Below are 15,507 nucleotides of genomic sequence, written 5' to 3' on the forward strand. Positions count from 1 at the left end.
GCAGATATGGCAAAAAATTCTTAATTTCCTCATCTCTGTCATGTCCGCAAAACAGAAAAAGCGTACCGCAAATGCGATACGCTTTGTTTACAATTGGTGGCGGCGAAGAGATTTGAACTCCTGACACTGCGGGTATGAACCGCATGCTCTAGCCAACTGAGCTACGCCGCCATGATGGTGGGCAGGGATGGATTCGAACCATCGTAATCCGAAGATGACAGATTTACAGTCTGTTCCCTTTAACCACTCGGGCACCTACCCATATGTAATTAACAAGTGTTAAGAACAAGATATATTATATCTGCTCTTAACATGCTTGTCAACTACTTTTTGAAATTTTATTTACTGCGCATCCAAACAGGGATGTCAATGAAGTCCGGAGCCGGCTGTGCAGGCGCTGCCGGAGTCTCCTGGCCCGTCGTTGCTCCTACTGCAGGTTGTGTAGCTGACGCGGCCTGCGACGGTGCCTGTACGCCAATCTCCTCTGGAGCATCAAAGCCCGTAGCAATGACTGTAACGCGTACAGTATCCCCCATAGTATTATCTACCGCAGCACCCCAAATGATATTCGCCTGGCTATCTGCAGCTGCCTCGATGGCATTAGAAGCCTCAGTAACCTCAAACATGCTGAGGTTTTCCTCGGCACCGGTAACGTTAAGCAGGACGCCGCGCGCACCATCGATACTCGTCTCCAGGAGTGGCGAAGCAATAGCAGCCTTTGCAGCCTCTACAGCCGCGTTCTCGCCCGAAGCCTCACCGATACCCATGAGGGCAGAACCCGCATTGCTCATGATGTTCTTGACGTCAGCAAAATCCAGGTTGATAAGGCCCGGCAGAGCAATCAGGTCGGCAATGCCCTTTACGCCCTGGCGCAGTACATCATCAGCGATACTGAAAGCCTGCGTGATCGGCGTCTTCTTGTCCACGACCTGCATCAAGCGGTCATTCGGGATCGTAATGATCGTATCGACATGTTTCTTGAGGTTAGCAATACCAGATTCTGCATTGCGGCGGCGCTTCATGCCCTCAAATGAGAACGGACGCGTCACAACACCGACCGTCAGTGCCCCGATCTCACGTGCGCACTCAGCAACTACCGGAGCTGCACCAGTACCCGTACCGCCGCCCATACCGGCTGTAACGAAAACCATGTCCGCGCCACGCAGTGCCTCAAGGATATCATCGCGGCTCTCCTCGGCCGCCTTCTGACCAATCTCAGGCTGTGCACCAGCACCTAATCCCCTTGTCAGTTTCTCGCCGATCTGCATACGCTTCGGTGCCAAGGATTTCAGCAATGCCTGCGCATCCGTATTCACAGCAATGAACTCTACCCCCTGAAGGCCGAGATTTATCATGCGGTTGACTGCGTTGCTGCCACCGCCACCAACACCTATAACCTTTATTGTAGCCAGCTGGTCCAGGCCACTATCATCCAATTCAAACACTGCATTAACCCCCATGACGATTATATTTTATCCATGGCAACACTTTGCCATTTCTTGTCAATCTGCACAATTATACTGTTTTATTTTACCATCATTTCCCTATGAATTCCATAGCCTTCATGAAAAAACTTATACGCAGCCCTTCATGAGGCTTTTTCACTGTGCATTTTCATTCACCACAGTTTCTTTTTCCTCCGGCATATTCTTCAGCCGGATAAATGGTGCCGTATAACTGAAATCGACATAATCGATTTGATGACGATTGTTGGGCAAGTTCAGCAGGAAGTCCTGTGTCAGCTTGACTTTTTCCTCCATGCGCTCTCTGTCCCCCAAACGGATCTGCACAGAATTCGTCGTATAGGCAACAAGCATCTGGGGATTGCTGATATTTACCTCTGAAATCTGATTCAGCGCATTGGCATCGAGCTGCTGCAGGAACTGCAAGATCCAAGCCACCATTTCATTCTGATTGTCATCACCAATGTAAAGGTCGTGCATCACCACGCCAGTGATCAGCGGGATCGGCATTTTCTTCAGACTGCGATAGCTGTTTATCACCTTTCCCTGGCGGTCAAAATCAATATAGCCATAATCACAGGCAGCCGTAGCTACCGGCATACGCTCGACAATATCCACCTCAATCGTATCCGGCAGCCGCCGGCGTACCACAGCCGACTCGATGCGCAGATCGTGCATGAGATTCTGCGTGATCACATCGGTCTGCAGCTGGAACAGCGGCGTTCCTTGGTAAATATGCCCTGCTGTCATGATATCCTGCTGATTCAGATAATTGTTGCCAGTCAGTACCACCCGCTGCAAGGTGAATAAGGGCGAATACACCACAATAGCCATGAGCCCGCCGCATATCATCAAGAACAGGATGCCCTTGATGAGCCGCCGGGGACTGCGGCGCACTTTCTTTTCTCTTGCCGGTTCAGCACCAGTCAGCTTTTCCTCTTCCTCTGCCGCCATGCTGCTTTCTCCTTTACCTTGATTCTCTTATTTCTGGTAGCCAGCCATTTCCAGGATGCGTTCGCAAAGTTCCGGGAACTCAATGCCCATCGCCCGGCCAGCATCTGGTACCAAGGAAGTCTCCGTCATGCCTGGCACAGAATTGACCTCGATGACATATGGCTTCTCGTCTTCGCTGAACATCATATCGACACGGGCAACACCACGGCAGCCGCAGGCCGTATACGTCTTGATAGCCAGATCCTGGATCTCTCTCGTCTTCTCAGCCGAGACAGGCATCGGGATGATATGGGCCGAAGCGCCTTTCGTATACTTGCTCTGATAGTCATAGCGTCCCGAAGTCGTTGTAATCTCGATGATGGGGAACGCTTCTTTGTTTTCCGCATCGCCCCAGACGGCAACTGTCATCTCACGGCCCTTGATGAACTCCTCGACAAGCACTTCGTCGTTGTAGGAAAAAGCTTCCTTGAGCGCTGCCGAAAGCTCTTCGGTATTCTCGACGATATATACGCCGATGCTCGACCCCTGTGCAGCTGCCTTGACCACAACAGGCAGGTGGAACGCGGTCTCGATTTCCTGTACGAGGTCACGCTTCATCTCAAAAGCATGGTAGGTATGCGAACGCGGTGTCGATATCCCCTCTGCCATGAATACACGCTTCGAAGCAGCTTTATCCATCGTTATCGCCGCAGCCAGCACCCCCGAGCCCGTATACGGAATGCCGAGCATCTCCAAGGTACCCTGCAGGATGCCATCTTCACCGAACTTGCCATGCAAAGCGTTGAACACCATGGCGCAGTTGCTTTTGCGGATATCTTCAGCAAAGGTAGCTGGATTGAGCTCCAAGCCTTCCGCTGGATATCCTTTGGACTGCAGTGCGGTTAAGATAGCCGTACCCGTGCGGCGGGATACTTCCGCCTCCGTAGAAGTACCACCCATGACGACAACGATTTTACCCTGATTCATTTGAACGAAAACTCCTTTATCCTCTAGCTTCAATTATCCCTGCAGCAGCTCAACGAGCTCCTCGCCTGACTTATAGATATCGCCTGCGCCCATCGTGATGACCAGATCACCATCTCTTGCCTCCTGCTGCAGGTAAGCTGCGATTTTCTCACGATTCGGCAGATAGATGACATCCTGCCCAGACTGACGGCGCACCTCCCCCAGGATTGTCTCACCGTCAATCCCTTCGATTGGCGCCTCGCCGGCAGCGTAGATGTCCGTGAGGATCAGCAGGTCAGCAGAGACAAAGGCCTTGCCAAACTCTTCCCGCAGCAGCTGCGTGCGCGAATAACGATGGGGCTGGAAGGCACAGATCAGCCGTCCCGGCTTCGTTTCCTTAGCTGCCTTGAGCGTTGCCGCGATCTCGGTCGGATGATGTGCATAATCATCGACCACCCAGATCCCGTTCATGCGGCCCTTCGTCTGGAACCGGCGCTTCGCACCATGGAAAGCAGCCAAGCCATCGGCAATCTTTTCAAAGGGCACGCCCATCGTGAGCCCCGTGACAATGCAAGCCATTGCATCGAGGACATTGTGACGGCCTGGGATATTGAGCGAGATATGGCCCAGCTCCTCTTCACCATGGACAACATCAAATGCGATGCCCTTACCGCCCGTCGTGATGTTTTTCGCCCGGTAATCGGCCTCATGGTCGATGGCATACGTATAGTATCTGCGATCGATGTTCTTCGCGATATTGCGCAGATTCTCATTGTCGAAGCAGAGCACGGCATACCCCGTTTCCTTGTCCACGTTCTGGATAAATTGGGTAAAAGCCTTGATGATATTTTCCATCGTGCCGTAATGATCCATGTGGTCATCTTCGACATTCGTGACTACCGCTACATGCGGGCGCAGCTTGAGGAAAGAACCATCGCTCTCATCCGCCTCCGACGCCAGGTATTCGCTCTCGCCCAGCTTGGCATTTGTCCCGAGATCCGGTACCTCACCACCAACGATCACCGTCGGGGATACACCGGCATGCGTCAAGGCCACGCCGAGCATCGAGGTCGTCGTCGTCTTGCCATGCGCACCGGCCACAGCGATGCCCTTGTACTCATTGACCAGAGCAGCATTGATATCCGAACGATGCAGCTTGGTGATGCCAAGATCGCGGGCAGCCAGGACCTCCGGATTGTCATACGGGATGGCCGTCGACACAACGATGGCATCTACGCCGCGGACATTTTCACCTTTCTGTCCGCCCAGCATGATTTTAGCCCCCATCTTGCGCAGGTTCTCGATGACCGCAGAATCCTCGCGGTCAGAACCGGAAACCTCATAGCCCAACTCGACAAGGATCTTAGCCAGCGGGCTCATGCCAGCGCCGCCAATACCGACGAAATGAATCTTCTTGATATCGTTAAGCTCTTTCAGCTGTTTCATCTACTATAATCCCCCTTAGCGATGGCTGGCAAGGTCCAGCACCATCTCAGCAATATCAGCCGCAGCCTCTGGCCTGCCCATACTGCGGCTGGCCTCTGCCATTGCCATCAGCTTGTCGTCGTCACTCAATAACTCAGTGAGCACAGCTCCTAGCCGCTCACTCGTCAAATCCTTATTCAAAATCATGCGGGCTGCGCCAGCTGCTTCCAAAGCCCTGGCATTGTGCTCCTGATGATTCTCGGCCGCGTATGGATATGGCACCAGGATGGCCGGGATCCCCCGGGCCGTCAGCTCTGCCAGGCCCGTCGCCCCCGCGCGGAATACGGCCAGATCCGCCATGGCCATGGCCTTTGGCATATCGTAAAGGTACGGACGCACCTGGATATGCTTCGTCTGTGCCAGATCCAGGCCCGCGGCCTCAAGCCGCGCCATGACATCTTCATACTCTTGCTTGCCAGTCACATGCAGGTACTGTACCTCCGGCTGTCTTGCCGCCTGTACCAGCACATCGATCATCGCCCGGTTGATGGAGCGGGCGCCACGGCTGCCGCCGGATATCAGCACCGTCTTGCGCGCCGGGTCAAAGCCGAAAGCAGCGGCGCTTTCTTCCCGGCGTGCCGACATGACCTCCCGCCGGATCGGGTTGCCCGTGAAGACTACCTTGCCAGCAGGGAAATGCTTTTTCGCCTCTTCTGTACCGGCCGCGATCCTGGTCACGAATTTCGCCAGGATCTTGTTCGTGATGCCCGGTACGACATTCTGCTCCTGTATCAAGGTCGGCACATGCAGCAAGCTTGCCGCCAGCAGGATTGGCCCGCAGACATAACCGCCAGTGCCGATAACGGCATCGGGATGGAAATCCCGGACAATCTTGGCAGCCTTCGCCACCCCCATCATTGCCTTGCCAGCACGGCGCAGATTGTCGGGCGTGAGATGACGCTCAAACCCCTGGATGTCCACAGTCGCCAGCGGCAGTCCCTCCTTCGGGATGATGTCCGCCTCCAAACCGCGTTTGGTTCCTACATAGAGGAATTTGGCATCCGGATATTTTTCCTGTATAGTACGGATAATCGTGATGGCCGGGTAGATGTGTCCACCCGTTCCGCCACCAGATACGATGATATTCAACGTAAGACCCCTCTTAATCATAAATCATTGACTAACCGCTTGAAATCGCGGCCACGTTCTGCCATGCCATCATACATGTCAAAGCTGGCGCAAGCCGGCGACAGCAGTACGACCTGCGGTGCCCGCGCCAAGCCGTGGGCAAGCGCTACGGCTTTCTCCATCGAGAAGCCTGCCCGATGGATGTGCTCCTGCGGGTATCCATTCTTGCGAGCCTCCTGTTCGAAACGCTCGGCGGCTGCGCCGACGAGGACGAGATCCGTCACGCGTTCCTTGACAAGCTGCATAAAATCCGTCAGATCTGTCAGCTTGTCGTCGCCGCCAGCCAAGAGCACGATACCTTCATCAAACGTCTCCAAAGCCTTGATGGCCGAATCCGTATTCGTCGCCTTGGAATCGTTGTAATATGCTACCCCATCGATCTCACGGACATATTCGATGCGATGCTCCACCCCACGGAATTCCTTGAGTACCTTGACCATGGCCTGTGGCTCGCAGCCAGCCAGGAATGCCGAGGCTGCTGCTGCCAGTGCATTTTCCACATTGTGGCCGCCCTTGATGCCCAGCTCGCTCACCAGGCAAAGCGGATATTCCTGCCCCGCCCAGCGGATGACCAGCCGGCCGTCGCGGACAAAGGCACCTTCCGCCAGCTCTTCGCGGCGGCTGAAGTAGCAAACTTGTGCTGCCGTCCTGGCCTTCATCGAACGCGTATGTTCATCGTCGTAGTTGAGAACGAGGAAATCCTCAGCCGTCTGCTGGGCAAACAGCCGCTCCTTCATCTGCTGATAGACCTCCATGGAACCATGTCGGACAATGTGGTCTGGCGTCACATTCAGTTCTGCAGCCACATGAGGATGGAAATCCTTGGTCGCCTCCATCTGGTAGCTGGAAATCTCCGCAGCAATGCAGCCGCCTTTGCCCACACGCAGCACTTCTTCAGACAGGGGAACACCGATATTGCCGCCAACACCGACGCGCGCAAAGCGCGTAGCCAGCAGCAAGCCGAGCAGCGTGACTGTCGTCGTTTTGCCATTCGTTCCCGTAACAGCACAGATCGGCGACTCCGCCAGCTCATAAGCCATCTCTACCTCAGTCATCACACGGATGTTACGCCCATAGGCTGCCTGGATGATGGGAATGCGGATGGGAACTGCCGGCGACACGATGACAAGATCCACGCCATCCAGCAGCGATTCCTGCTGCGGCCCAAAAACCAGCGCAATATCCGCCGCCCGCAGCTCCGCAAAATCGTACTTGATGTCCTGCTCACGCTTGGCATCGCTGAGCACCACCTGAGCCCCGAACCGCTTGGCCAGCTTGGCAGCGGCAAAACCGCTGATGCCAGCACCGATTACCAATACTTTCTTTCCCGATAGATCCATAGTCACGAAGAAATCCCCCTCAATGAAGTCACATGAACTCGTTTACTGTCAAAGCAAGGACAGGCCAGCCACACTTGCCAGCAGGCCAACTGCCCAAAATACGAAGACAACCTTCCATTCGGACCAACCGCCGAGCTCAAAATGATGATGTATCGGACTCATGCGGAAAACACGCTTGCCCGTAGTCTTGAAGGAAATGACCTGGATGATGACAGAAAGGGCCTCACAGACAAAAATCAGACCGATGACGGCCAGCAATACCTCCGTATGCGTGAGGATGCCGACAGCAGCAAAAGCACCGCCAAGGGCCAGCGATCCCGTATCGCCCATAAAGACCTTGGCCGGATGTGCATTGAAGCGCAGGAAGGCCAGGCAAGCACCGACGATAGCCACGCAGAAGACTGCCAGGTCATTATGCCCCAGCAGCAGGCAAACTGCCGCGTAAGCACTGGCAGCGATCGCCATCGTCCCGGAAGCCAGCCCATCAAGGCCATCGGTCAGATTCACCGCATTCGATGCCCCGACCATGACAAACAGCACCAGGAAATAATAGCCGATGCCGATATTCACTGACGTGTTGGCAACCGGCAGCCATACACTCGTATCAATACCGAGCATGCGCGTGCCGATGACCATCGTGACCACCGCAATGATGATCTGGCCGAGCATCTTCTGCTTGGCCTTGAGCCCGAGGTTGCGCTTCTTGACTACCTTGATATAATCATCGAGGAATCCGAGTACGAAATGCCCCAGCATGATGAAAAGTGCCAGCATGATCTCCGTCGACAACGGGGCCACGGCAACCGTGCCCAGCGTGATGCCCAAGATGATCATGATACCGCCCATCGTCGGGGTACCGCTCTTGGCCTGATGGCTCTTCGGTCCCTCCTCGCGGATGCTCTGGCCAAATTTCAGTTTATGCAGCTCAGGGATGAAGAATGGTCCCGTCACCAGTACAAAACCAGCAGCTATGACAGCTGCCATGAGTAAACTCGTTTCCACTATCTGATTCCTCTTTCTATTGCCTTTTCTGCCTGCTCTTACAGCAGGTCAATGATCTTTTCCATCTGCATGCCGCGCGAGCCCTTGAACAAGATCGTATCGCCCGGCTGCAGGATCTCGTGCAGCTTTTCTGCCGCCGCCTCATGGGAAGCGCAGCGGCAGACGGCAGCTATGCCGCCCTTCTCCGCACCTTCGGCGATGTAGCTGCCCATCTCACCGCGCGTGATGACCGCTGCAAAGCCTTTCTCCGCCAGCTCCTGTCCGACCTTGCGGTGTGCCTCGACCGAGACACTGCCGAGCTCCAGCATATCGCCCATGACTGCGATCTTGCGTCCCTGGGTGAGTTCCGACAGCGTATTGATAGCTGCCGTCATCGACATCGGGCTGGCATTATAGGCATCATTGACCACCTGCCATTCCTTGACTGTCTGGCACTCAAAGCGCATCTTCGTCGCCTCGAGATTCTTGAGCCCGTCATGAATCTCCTCTGCCGTGAGCCCCAATGCAAAGCCAGCCGCGATAGCAGCCAGCGCGTTATAGACGTTATGGCGGCCCACCATGGCGATTTCGTACTCATGGCGTTCGTTCTGGTATTCCACCATGAACTTCGTCATCCGGCCTTCCGTGCGGATGGCTTCACCGCGCACATCAGCCAGCTGCTCGATGCCGAAAGTCAGGACGCGGACCCCCTCTGCTGCCTGGTTGCGCATGCCGGCAACATATCGGTTATCCGCATTGAGAATGACCGTGCCCCCAGCGGGGATGGCCTCGACCAGTTCGGCCTTGGCCTTGGCGATGTTTTCCAGTGACCCCAAGAGCTCCATATGCGTCTCACCGACATTGGTCACGATGCCGATCTGCGGCTGGGCAATCTTTGCCAGCGGCTCAATCTGATGGAAGCCGCGCATGCCGATCTCGACCACCGCCGCCGTGTGTTCCTCGCGGATGCCTAAGAGCGTCAGCGGCAGGCCGATTTCATTGTTGTAATTGGCCTGGGTCTTGAGGACCGGGCCACGGGCCGAGATTGCCGCAGCCGTGAGATCCTTCGTCGTCGTCTTGCCATTCGATCCTGTGATTGCGATCACCGACAGCTGCGGGAACCGCTCGCGCCAGGCCTTCGCCAACTGCTGATAAGCCACCAGCGTATCTTCGACCTGCAAGACCGTTCCCTGGCACTCGCGGATCTTTTCCTCCGCGCAGTCAAGGCTTACCATTACGCCAGCCGCGCCCTTCTTCAAAGCCTCTGCCGCAAAATCTTCGCCGTTGAATTTCTCGCCCTTGAAGGCCAGGAACAGGACGCCTTCTGTGATCTTGCGCGTATCGCTGACCAAATCGCTGAATTTCTCTTTATCTTGGGAAACCACTTTAGCCTGCGTGATCCCGATGACTTCCTGAAGCGTAAATGATGGCATTATTTCTCCTCCTTACGGGCAGCAACTGCCTCACGAGCCACTTCCTTATCATCAAAGTGGATGGTCTCATCCTTCAAGATCTGATAATCCTCATGGCCCTTGCCAAGGATGATGACGATATCATCCGTCTCCGCAAGTTCCACTGCCCGGAAAATCGCCTCGCGGCGGTCTGTGATCTTCTCATGCTGCTTCGTGCCGATCTTCTCGCGGACACCAGCTTCGACCTCGCTCAGAATGAATTCCGGATCCTCCGAACGCGGATTATCGGACGTAGCGATGACGACATCGGCCAGCTCAGCCGCAATCCGCCCCATGATCGGACGTTTCGTGCGGTCGCGGTCACCACCACAGCCAAATACCGCAATGATTTTCTTCTTGGCGATCTCCCGCGCCGTGCGCAGCACGTTCTCCACGCCATCCGGTGTATGTGCATAATCGACGATGATCGAGAAATCCTGTCCCGCCTTGACCAGTTCAAAGCGTCCCGGTACACTCGTGAAACCGCACAATACCTTCTCGATGATTTCCGGCTTGATATGCTCAGCCAATGCCGCCCCCACAGCCGACATGACATTATAGACGTTGAAGATGCCCGTGATATGCAGCTTGAGAGCCATCTGCCCTAAGGCAGCATGATTCAGCGTGAAGTTTGCCCCGCTCGCCAGTACATCGACATCCGTAGCCCGCAGATCTGCCGGCTGGCCGATGGCATAGGTAAGCTGCTGGCAGGCCGCATGCTCCAGCATCGTCTTGCCGGCTGCATCGTCGATATTGACGACAGCTGTCTTGCCATCCTTCACCCCTGCCTGGGAAACGAGCTCAAACAGCTTGGCCTTCGCCAGCATGTAATTCTCGAGGGTCTTATGATAATCAAGATGATCCTGGGTAAGGTTCGTGAATACCGCCGTATCGAACTCGATGCCAGCGACGCGGTTCTGATCCAGGGCATGCGACGACACTTCCATGACAACATAGTCCATGCCTTTATCCCGCATGGTGGCCAGCGTATGCTGCAGCTCGACAACGTCCGGCGTCGTATTATGGATGGGATAGACCTCATCTTCCATCATGATCTGGATCGTGCCGATGAGGCCGACCTTATAGCCAGCAGCACGCAGGATTGCCCGCGTGATGTAGCTCGTCGTCGTCTTGCCATTCGTGCCGGTGATGCCGATGACCCGCATGCTGCGCGCCGGATAATCGTGGAAGAAAGGCACGATGGTATCCAATGCCGCCTGCAGATCAGTCACGCGCAATACGGCCACACCAGCTGGCACATCCACCTCTTCACGCGTTGTGAGGATAGCCGCCGCCCCAGCTGCCACTGCCTGGGGGATGAACTTATGTCCATCCACATGCAGGCCAGGGATGCAGACAAACAAGGTCCCCTTGCCTGCCTTGCGCGAATCATGCTCAATCCCCGTGATTTCCGTTTCTTTATTGCCAATGACCACAGAGCCTTCGACAAGCTCTGCAAGCTGACTGATTGTTTTCATCTGTCTTCCTCCTCAGTTCCCGCCCCTCAAATCAGCGGACCGTACACTATTATAAACCGTATATGAAAAAATTAGTAGTTTTTTTTGAGGCTCATAAACACGAAAGAAGCTGTGCATCTATCATGACAGCCTCTTTGACGCCAGCTGCTCGAATCGCAGCTGCTTATTCACTTTTCCTGACTGAAATACGTATGCTTCGGCACTTCCATGCCCAGCTGATCCTTAGCGATATTCTTGATGCGTTCCGGCGACTTGAGCTTGGCGATATCGATCTTCAGGCGCTCATTCTCCTGTTCCAGCGCATCCGCCTGACGCTGCACCTCTACCAAGGCATACCCACGGCTCGCGCTGACACCACTGCCGATAGTCACGAGCATCGCCAGCACCGCGATAGTCAAGAACAAGATCTGGCAATGCGACCGCATGCTCGTATCGAGCACCGTCTTGAACAACGGTTCTTTTGGTGCCTGACGCAGCTGGCGCCGTTCTTCTTCCGCCGTCAACGGCAGTTCAGCAAAATTTTCTTCTTCCTGTCTTGCGAGCATCAGCAGCCGCCTCCTTTCTCTTCCTGGGGTAATTTCTCAGCAATGCGCAGCTTGGCGCTCTTGGAACGCGAATTGTTCGCCAGTTCCTCTGCTGTTGCCTGGATTGGCTTTCCTATCATGCGGATCTCCGGCTTGTGCTTGCACATGCAGACCGGAAGCTCCGGCGGGCAGATGCAGCCCCGTGCCATTTCCTTGAGCGTCTGCTTGGCGATCCTGTCCTCCAGCGAATGGAACGTGATGATAGCTATACGCCCACCCGGCTTCAGATGACGTACCGCTGTACGGAACGCATTCTCCAGGATTCCCAGCTCATCGTTGACCTCGATGCGGATAGCCTGGAATATCCTCTTGGCCGGATGTCCATTGGCCGCCTGGCGTACCGCCTTCGGCACCGCCTTGCAGATGATGTCCACCAGCTCCCCCGTCGTCTCGATCGGCTTTGCCGCCCGTTCCTTGACAATGAACTGCGCGATGCGGCGCCCCCAGCGCTCCTCCCCATAATCATGGAAAATGCGGTCCAATTCCTGCTCACTATATGTATTGACGACGTCATAAGCCGAAAAACCTGCCTCGGGATCCATGCGCATATCCAGCGGCGCATCCTGCATATAGGAGAAGCCACGTTCTGCCGTATCGATCTGATGGGAGGAAACCCCCAGATCGAATACCACACCATCCACCAGTAGAGCGTCCTCTTCCGCGAGGATCGCTTCCAGATTGCGGAAGTTGCTATGCACGATGTCGACCTTGCAAGCTGCATCGCGCAGCCGCTCCGTCGCCGCAGCGATCGCCGCTTCGTCCTGGTCGATACCGATCAGCCTGCCCTCAGGCTCCAAGAGCTCCGCTATGCGCCGGGAATGTCCAGCACCGCCCAAGGTACAATCGACATAAGTTCCTTTTGTATTTGTCACGAGACCCCTTACCGTCTCTTCCAGCATGACGCTGATATGATGAAACTCCATGTTTCCTGCACCTGACTTCCCTTGTATTTCCTGATTGACTGCAAAATGGCTCAAATCCCCAGCTCCGAAAGCGAATCTGCAATAGCCGTGACATCCGGCTCCACTTCTTCATTATACTTGCTCCACTGCTCCTTGCTCCAGACCTCGATGCGGTTGTCCACACCAGTCAGCACGACATCCTGTTTGAGCGCAATGCCAGCATGCGTACGCAGATTGGCCGGGACGAGAAAGCGTCCCTGCTTGTCACACTCAAGCGTGCGGGCGCCCGAAAAGAAAAACCGGGTCAGCGCTCGTGCTGCCGGCTTTGCCAGCGGCAAGGCACGGAGCTTGGCCGCCCATTCTTCCCAGGCCTGCTGTCCATAGAGGAACAGACAGTTATCGAGACCACACGTGATGATGAAGGTCACACCGAGTTCCTGACGGAAATCAGCGGGCAGGATGATACGCCCCTTGGCGTCAATGGAATGGACATATTCCCCCATGAACATCCTGCATCACCACCTTTCTGGTCTTTTGAACCACTTTTCCCCACATTTCACCACTTTTACCTATTCTCTTTTATATCAAAAAATCCTTTTTTTTGCAAGCGAAACTTATCCACAGCTGCTTTTCCTTGCCCAAACAGCAGGACAAATAAAAAGTGCTGCCTGCAATTGCTTGCAGACAGCACCTTCTATCCATATTCTCAGCTTTTTATCCAGCCAAACCGTTCAAAGATCGGCGTATAGCGGATACGCTCCAAGAAGTCCTTGTTGGTATCCTCCGTGTGGAAGATCGGCACCCGCTCCAGCGCGTAGATGTTGCTGGCCTTATCGACATTGCCATACTTGATCGTGAACGCCGCCTTATAGCCAGCCTCCTTGACCATTTCCGCAATATGCAGATTGTAGGTTCCCGTAGGATACGCCATATATTCCACCGGATGTCCCAGCTCTTTTTCCGCTTTCTTCTTCGATTCTACGAGCTCCATACGCAGCTGCTCATCCGTGAGATCCGTCATCGACTTGTGGTCAACCGTATGGGATTCGATACTGATGCCGTTGGCATCGAGCTCACGGGCCTGATCCCAGGTCATGTAATTCTTGTCCTTGCCGAGGAAGCTCGTGATGACGAAGATTGTCGCCTTGAACCCATACTTCTTGAGGATCGGATACGCATTCGTGTAGTTATCCACATACCCGTCATCAAAGGTGATCAGCACTGGATTTTCCGGCAGCTCCCCTGTCCCGGCCAGGCTGTCATAGAGTTCATCCGGCGAAATCGTATGGTAGCCGTTCTCGCTCAGGTACTTCATCTGTGCCTCGAAATCATCCGGCCGTACCGCCAGCGAGATGAAGGTATTATCGATCTTGTGGTAATTGAGCACCATGACCTTGGTGCCATTTTCGCTATCGGCCACCATCGTAGCCGTCATCTGCTTGGGGCTCGATGCCAGCAGGGGAATCAGCAGCAGCAGCAACAGCAGTGAAATCCGCTTCCACCACCTTTTCAGCAGGCTTTGCTTATAGAACAATGGCATGATCGTCCTCCTCAATAAATCTTCAGCGCATGAACGCGCTTACGCAAAATCAACATGGCGATAGCCAATATGCCGATGGCAGCTGCCATGACACGGCCCAACGGCAAAGCCGCTCCTATATCTGCACCGCTGGCCAGATAGAAGAACCCGCAGCCCAGGCGGATAAACGCCAGGCTTGCCACCCCTGACAGGAACAGCGTCCCCGGCAATGACGGCCATTTGAAATAACGCTGCGTTAGCGTCAACAGACTCAGCAGCAGGAACACCACTACCTGCAAACCGGCTTGATAAAGCGCTATTGGCTGAAAGTACAGCGTATCCCCAAACCCAACCGGGCGGAAGGCATATTCAACATATTCAACGAGACGATGGTCATTAGGCAAATCATCGGGAAATGGCAAGCCGGGATTAAGCTGCAACGCAAAAATGCCCAGTTCGATGACTGCCAGCGATAAGACACCTGCCGGTACCATGATGTCAAGCCAGGTCCACGTGTCCAAGCCCTGCACGCGGCAAACACCCCAAATGGCGAGCAGCATCCCCAAGATCGTGCCATACAGCGACAAGCCGCCATGCCAGACCATCAATATCTCGGCCAGATGACTGCTGTACTGCTCAAAATGATGCAATACATACCCCGCCCGGCCGCAAAGAAGTGCCAATGGGATTCCCCATAACACCATATCCGTCACCATCGCAGCCGGCACCCCATGAAACCTTGCATTGCCCCAAGCCAGCAATAGTGCCAGAAGCACTGCCAGCGACAAACACAGACCATACGTGTAGATTGGCACACCGCCTAACGAACAGGCGATAAATCCCATGAAAAATCCCCCACTTTTCCTCATTGTATAACAATCTCATTTTAAACCGAATGCGGAAAAAAAACCAGCCTTGATTATTTTTTTCTGAAGCCCGTTCATTATTCCTTGTATCCCGCCAGCTGGATGTGCTATAATTCGGATGATGGAAATCCCCCATACTTATTGATGGGTTTCTTTAGTTTCACTTATTATAGGAGGTTATACCATATGGCAATCACCAAAGATATGAGCATCCTCGAAGTTGTTCAGAAATATCCCGACACGGTCGATGTATTCGTAAACGCTGGCATGGGCTGCCTTGGCTGCGCTGCTGCGCATTTCGAGAACATCGAGCAGGGCGCTATGGCTCATGGCATCGATGTCGATGCTCTGATCGAGGGCCTCAACGAAGCTGTCGGTGCTGCTGAATAAGCTGTTCCGGGCATGAAAAAA

The 15,507-nt window shown here is 54.5% G+C and carries 15 protein-coding genes and 2 tRNA genes; 1 reads left to right on the forward strand and 16 read right to left on the reverse strand.

Going from position 1 to position 15,507, the window contains the following annotated elements:
* Nucleotides 1-94 precede the first annotated feature (94 nt).
* From FZ041_RS13705 to FZ041_RS13775, 16 genes are all read right to left on the reverse strand, one after another.
* Nucleotides 95-171, reverse strand: a tRNA-Met gene (locus FZ041_RS13705).
* 4 nt (nt 172-175) lie between these two features.
* Nucleotides 176-261: transfer RNA gene (locus FZ041_RS13710), tRNA-Tyr, on the reverse strand.
* Nucleotides 262-338: 77 nt separating this feature from the next.
* The gene (gene ftsZ, locus FZ041_RS13715) at nt 339-1,445 is read right to left on the reverse strand and encodes a cell division protein FtsZ (protein ID WP_149189973.1); all 1,107 of its coding nucleotides are present in this window, start codon (nt 1,443-1,445) and stop codon (nt 339-341) included.
* A 156-nt stretch (nt 1,446-1,601) separates the two neighbouring features.
* On the reverse strand, nt 1,602-2,417 hold the full coding sequence (locus FZ041_RS13720; protein ID WP_149189974.1) for a cell division protein FtsQ/DivIB: 816 nt from the start codon (nt 2,415-2,417) through the stop codon (nt 1,602-1,604).
* Nucleotides 2,418-2,444: 27 nt separating this feature from the next.
* Nucleotides 2,445-3,383 carry a D-alanine--D-alanine ligase family protein gene (locus FZ041_RS14890; RefSeq protein ID WP_255449442.1) on the reverse strand — a complete coding sequence of 313 codons (939 nt, stop codon included), beginning with the start codon at nt 3,381-3,383 and terminating at the stop codon, nt 2,445-2,447.
* 33 nt (nt 3,384-3,416) lie between these two features.
* On the reverse strand, nt 3,417-4,808 hold the full coding sequence (gene murC, locus FZ041_RS14895; protein WP_075445764.1) for a UDP-N-acetylmuramate--L-alanine ligase: 1,392 nt from the start codon (nt 4,806-4,808) through the stop codon (nt 3,417-3,419).
* Between the two features lie 15 nt (nt 4,809-4,823).
* Complete coding sequence (gene murG, locus FZ041_RS13730; RefSeq protein WP_149189975.1) at nt 4,824-5,936, reverse strand: undecaprenyldiphospho-muramoylpentapeptide beta-N-acetylglucosaminyltransferase; 1,113 nt, start codon at nt 5,934-5,936, stop codon at nt 4,824-4,826.
* Nucleotides 5,937-5,953: 17 nt separating this feature from the next.
* Nucleotides 5,954-7,315 (reverse strand): UDP-N-acetylmuramoyl-L-alanine--D-glutamate ligase, encoded by a 1,362-nt coding sequence (gene murD, locus FZ041_RS13735; RefSeq protein ID WP_149189982.1) that lies wholly within the window; start codon nt 7,313-7,315, stop codon nt 5,954-5,956.
* 48 nt (nt 7,316-7,363) lie between these two features.
* On the reverse strand, nt 7,364-8,299 hold the full coding sequence (gene mraY, locus FZ041_RS13740) for a phospho-N-acetylmuramoyl-pentapeptide-transferase (RefSeq protein WP_075445761.1): 936 nt from the start codon (nt 8,297-8,299) through the stop codon (nt 7,364-7,366).
* Nucleotides 8,300-8,355: 56 nt separating this feature from the next.
* Nucleotides 8,356-9,729, reverse strand: a complete 1,374-nt coding sequence (locus FZ041_RS13745; RefSeq protein WP_149189976.1) for a UDP-N-acetylmuramoyl-tripeptide--D-alanyl-D-alanine ligase — start codon at nt 9,727-9,729, stop codon at nt 8,356-8,358.
* Nucleotides 9,729-11,225 (reverse strand): UDP-N-acetylmuramoyl-L-alanyl-D-glutamate--2,6-diaminopimelate ligase, encoded by a 1,497-nt coding sequence (locus FZ041_RS13750; RefSeq protein WP_149189977.1) that lies wholly within the window; start codon nt 11,223-11,225, stop codon nt 9,729-9,731. Before FZ041_RS13750 ends, FZ041_RS13745 begins: the two co-directional genes overlap by 1 nt.
* Nucleotides 11,226-11,392: 167 nt before the next feature.
* Nucleotides 11,393-11,770 carry a cell division protein FtsL gene (gene ftsL / locus FZ041_RS13755; RefSeq protein WP_149189978.1) on the reverse strand — a complete coding sequence of 126 codons (378 nt, stop codon included), beginning with the start codon at nt 11,768-11,770 and terminating at the stop codon, nt 11,393-11,395.
* Complete coding sequence (gene rsmH / locus FZ041_RS13760) at nt 11,770-12,732, reverse strand: 16S rRNA (cytosine(1402)-N(4))-methyltransferase RsmH (RefSeq protein WP_149189979.1); 963 nt, start codon at nt 12,730-12,732, stop codon at nt 11,770-11,772. Before rsmH ends, ftsL begins: the two co-directional genes overlap by 1 nt.
* A gap of 50 nt (nt 12,733-12,782) precedes the next feature.
* Complete coding sequence (gene mraZ / locus FZ041_RS13765; protein WP_149189980.1) at nt 12,783-13,220, reverse strand: division/cell wall cluster transcriptional repressor MraZ; 438 nt, start codon at nt 13,218-13,220, stop codon at nt 12,783-12,785.
* A 197-nt stretch (nt 13,221-13,417) separates the two neighbouring features.
* A complete protein-coding gene (locus tag FZ041_RS13770; protein ID WP_075445755.1) occupies nt 13,418-14,251 on the reverse strand; it encodes a polysaccharide deacetylase family protein in 834 nt (277 codons plus the stop codon).
* An 11-nt stretch (nt 14,252-14,262) separates the two neighbouring features.
* Nucleotides 14,263-15,075 carry a prolipoprotein diacylglyceryl transferase family protein gene (locus FZ041_RS13775; RefSeq protein ID WP_187626387.1) on the reverse strand — a complete coding sequence of 271 codons (813 nt, stop codon included), beginning with the start codon at nt 15,073-15,075 and terminating at the stop codon, nt 14,263-14,265.
* Nucleotides 15,076-15,282: 207 nt separating this feature from the next.
* On the opposite strand from FZ041_RS13775, the gene FZ041_RS13780 reads away from it, so the two are divergent.
* Nucleotides 15,283-15,486, forward strand: coding sequence for a DUF1858 domain-containing protein (locus FZ041_RS13780; RefSeq protein WP_075429765.1), 204 nt, complete (start codon nt 15,283-15,285; stop codon nt 15,484-15,486).
* Nucleotides 15,487-15,507 lie beyond the last annotated feature (21 nt).

Origin of the sequence: Pseudoselenomonas caprae (assembly GCF_008271345.1) — a bacterium.
Classification (GTDB): Bacteria; Bacillota; Negativicutes; order Selenomonadales; family Selenomonadaceae; genus Selenomonas_A; species Selenomonas_A caprae.

What these genes read in the sequence shown, in the direction of transcription:
- FZ041_RS13720 (WP_149189974.1), bottom strand. Translation starts at nt 2,417, where the DNA reads ATGGCGGCAGAGGAAGAGGAAAAGCTGACTGGTGCTGAACCGGCAAGA.
- FZ041_RS14890 (WP_255449442.1), bottom strand. Translation starts at nt 3,383, where the DNA reads ATGAATCAGGGTAAAATCGTTGTCGTCATGGGTGGTACTTCTACGGAG.
- murC (WP_075445764.1), bottom strand. Translation starts at nt 4,808, where the DNA reads ATGAAACAGCTGAAAGAGCTTAACGATATCAAGAAGATTCATTTCGTC.
- murD (WP_149189982.1), bottom strand. Translation starts at nt 7,315, where the DNA reads ATGGATCTATCGGGAAAGAAAGTATTGGTAATCGGTGCTGGCATCAGC.
- mraY (WP_075445761.1), bottom strand. Translation starts at nt 8,299, where the DNA reads ATGGCAGCTGTCATAGCTGCTGGTTTTGTACTGGTGACGGGACCATTC.
- FZ041_RS13745 (WP_149189976.1), bottom strand. Translation starts at nt 9,729, where the DNA reads ATGCCATCATTTACGCTTCAGGAAGTCATCGGGATCACGCAGGCTAAA.
- FZ041_RS13750 (WP_149189977.1), bottom strand. Translation starts at nt 11,225, where the DNA reads ATGAAAACAATCAGTCAGCTTGCAGAGCTTGTCGAAGGCTCTGTGGTC.
- ftsL (WP_149189978.1), bottom strand. Translation starts at nt 11,770, where the DNA reads ATGCTCGCAAGACAGGAAGAAGAAAATTTTGCTGAACTGCCGTTGACG.
- rsmH (WP_149189979.1), bottom strand. Translation starts at nt 12,732, where the DNA reads ATGGAGTTTCATCATATCAGCGTCATGCTGGAAGAGACGGTAAGGGGT.
- mraZ (WP_149189980.1), bottom strand. Translation starts at nt 13,220, where the DNA reads ATGTTCATGGGGGAATATGTCCATTCCATTGACGCCAAGGGGCGTATC.
- FZ041_RS13770 (WP_075445755.1), bottom strand. Translation starts at nt 14,251, where the DNA reads ATGCCATTGTTCTATAAGCAAAGCCTGCTGAAAAGGTGGTGGAAGCGG.
- FZ041_RS13775 (WP_187626387.1), bottom strand. Translation starts at nt 15,075, where the DNA reads ATGGGATTTATCGCCTGTTCGTTAGGCGGTGTGCCAATCTACACGTAT.
- FZ041_RS13780 (WP_075429765.1), top strand. Translation starts at nt 15,283, where the DNA reads ATGGCAATCACCAAAGATATGAGCATCCTCGAAGTTGTTCAGAAATAT.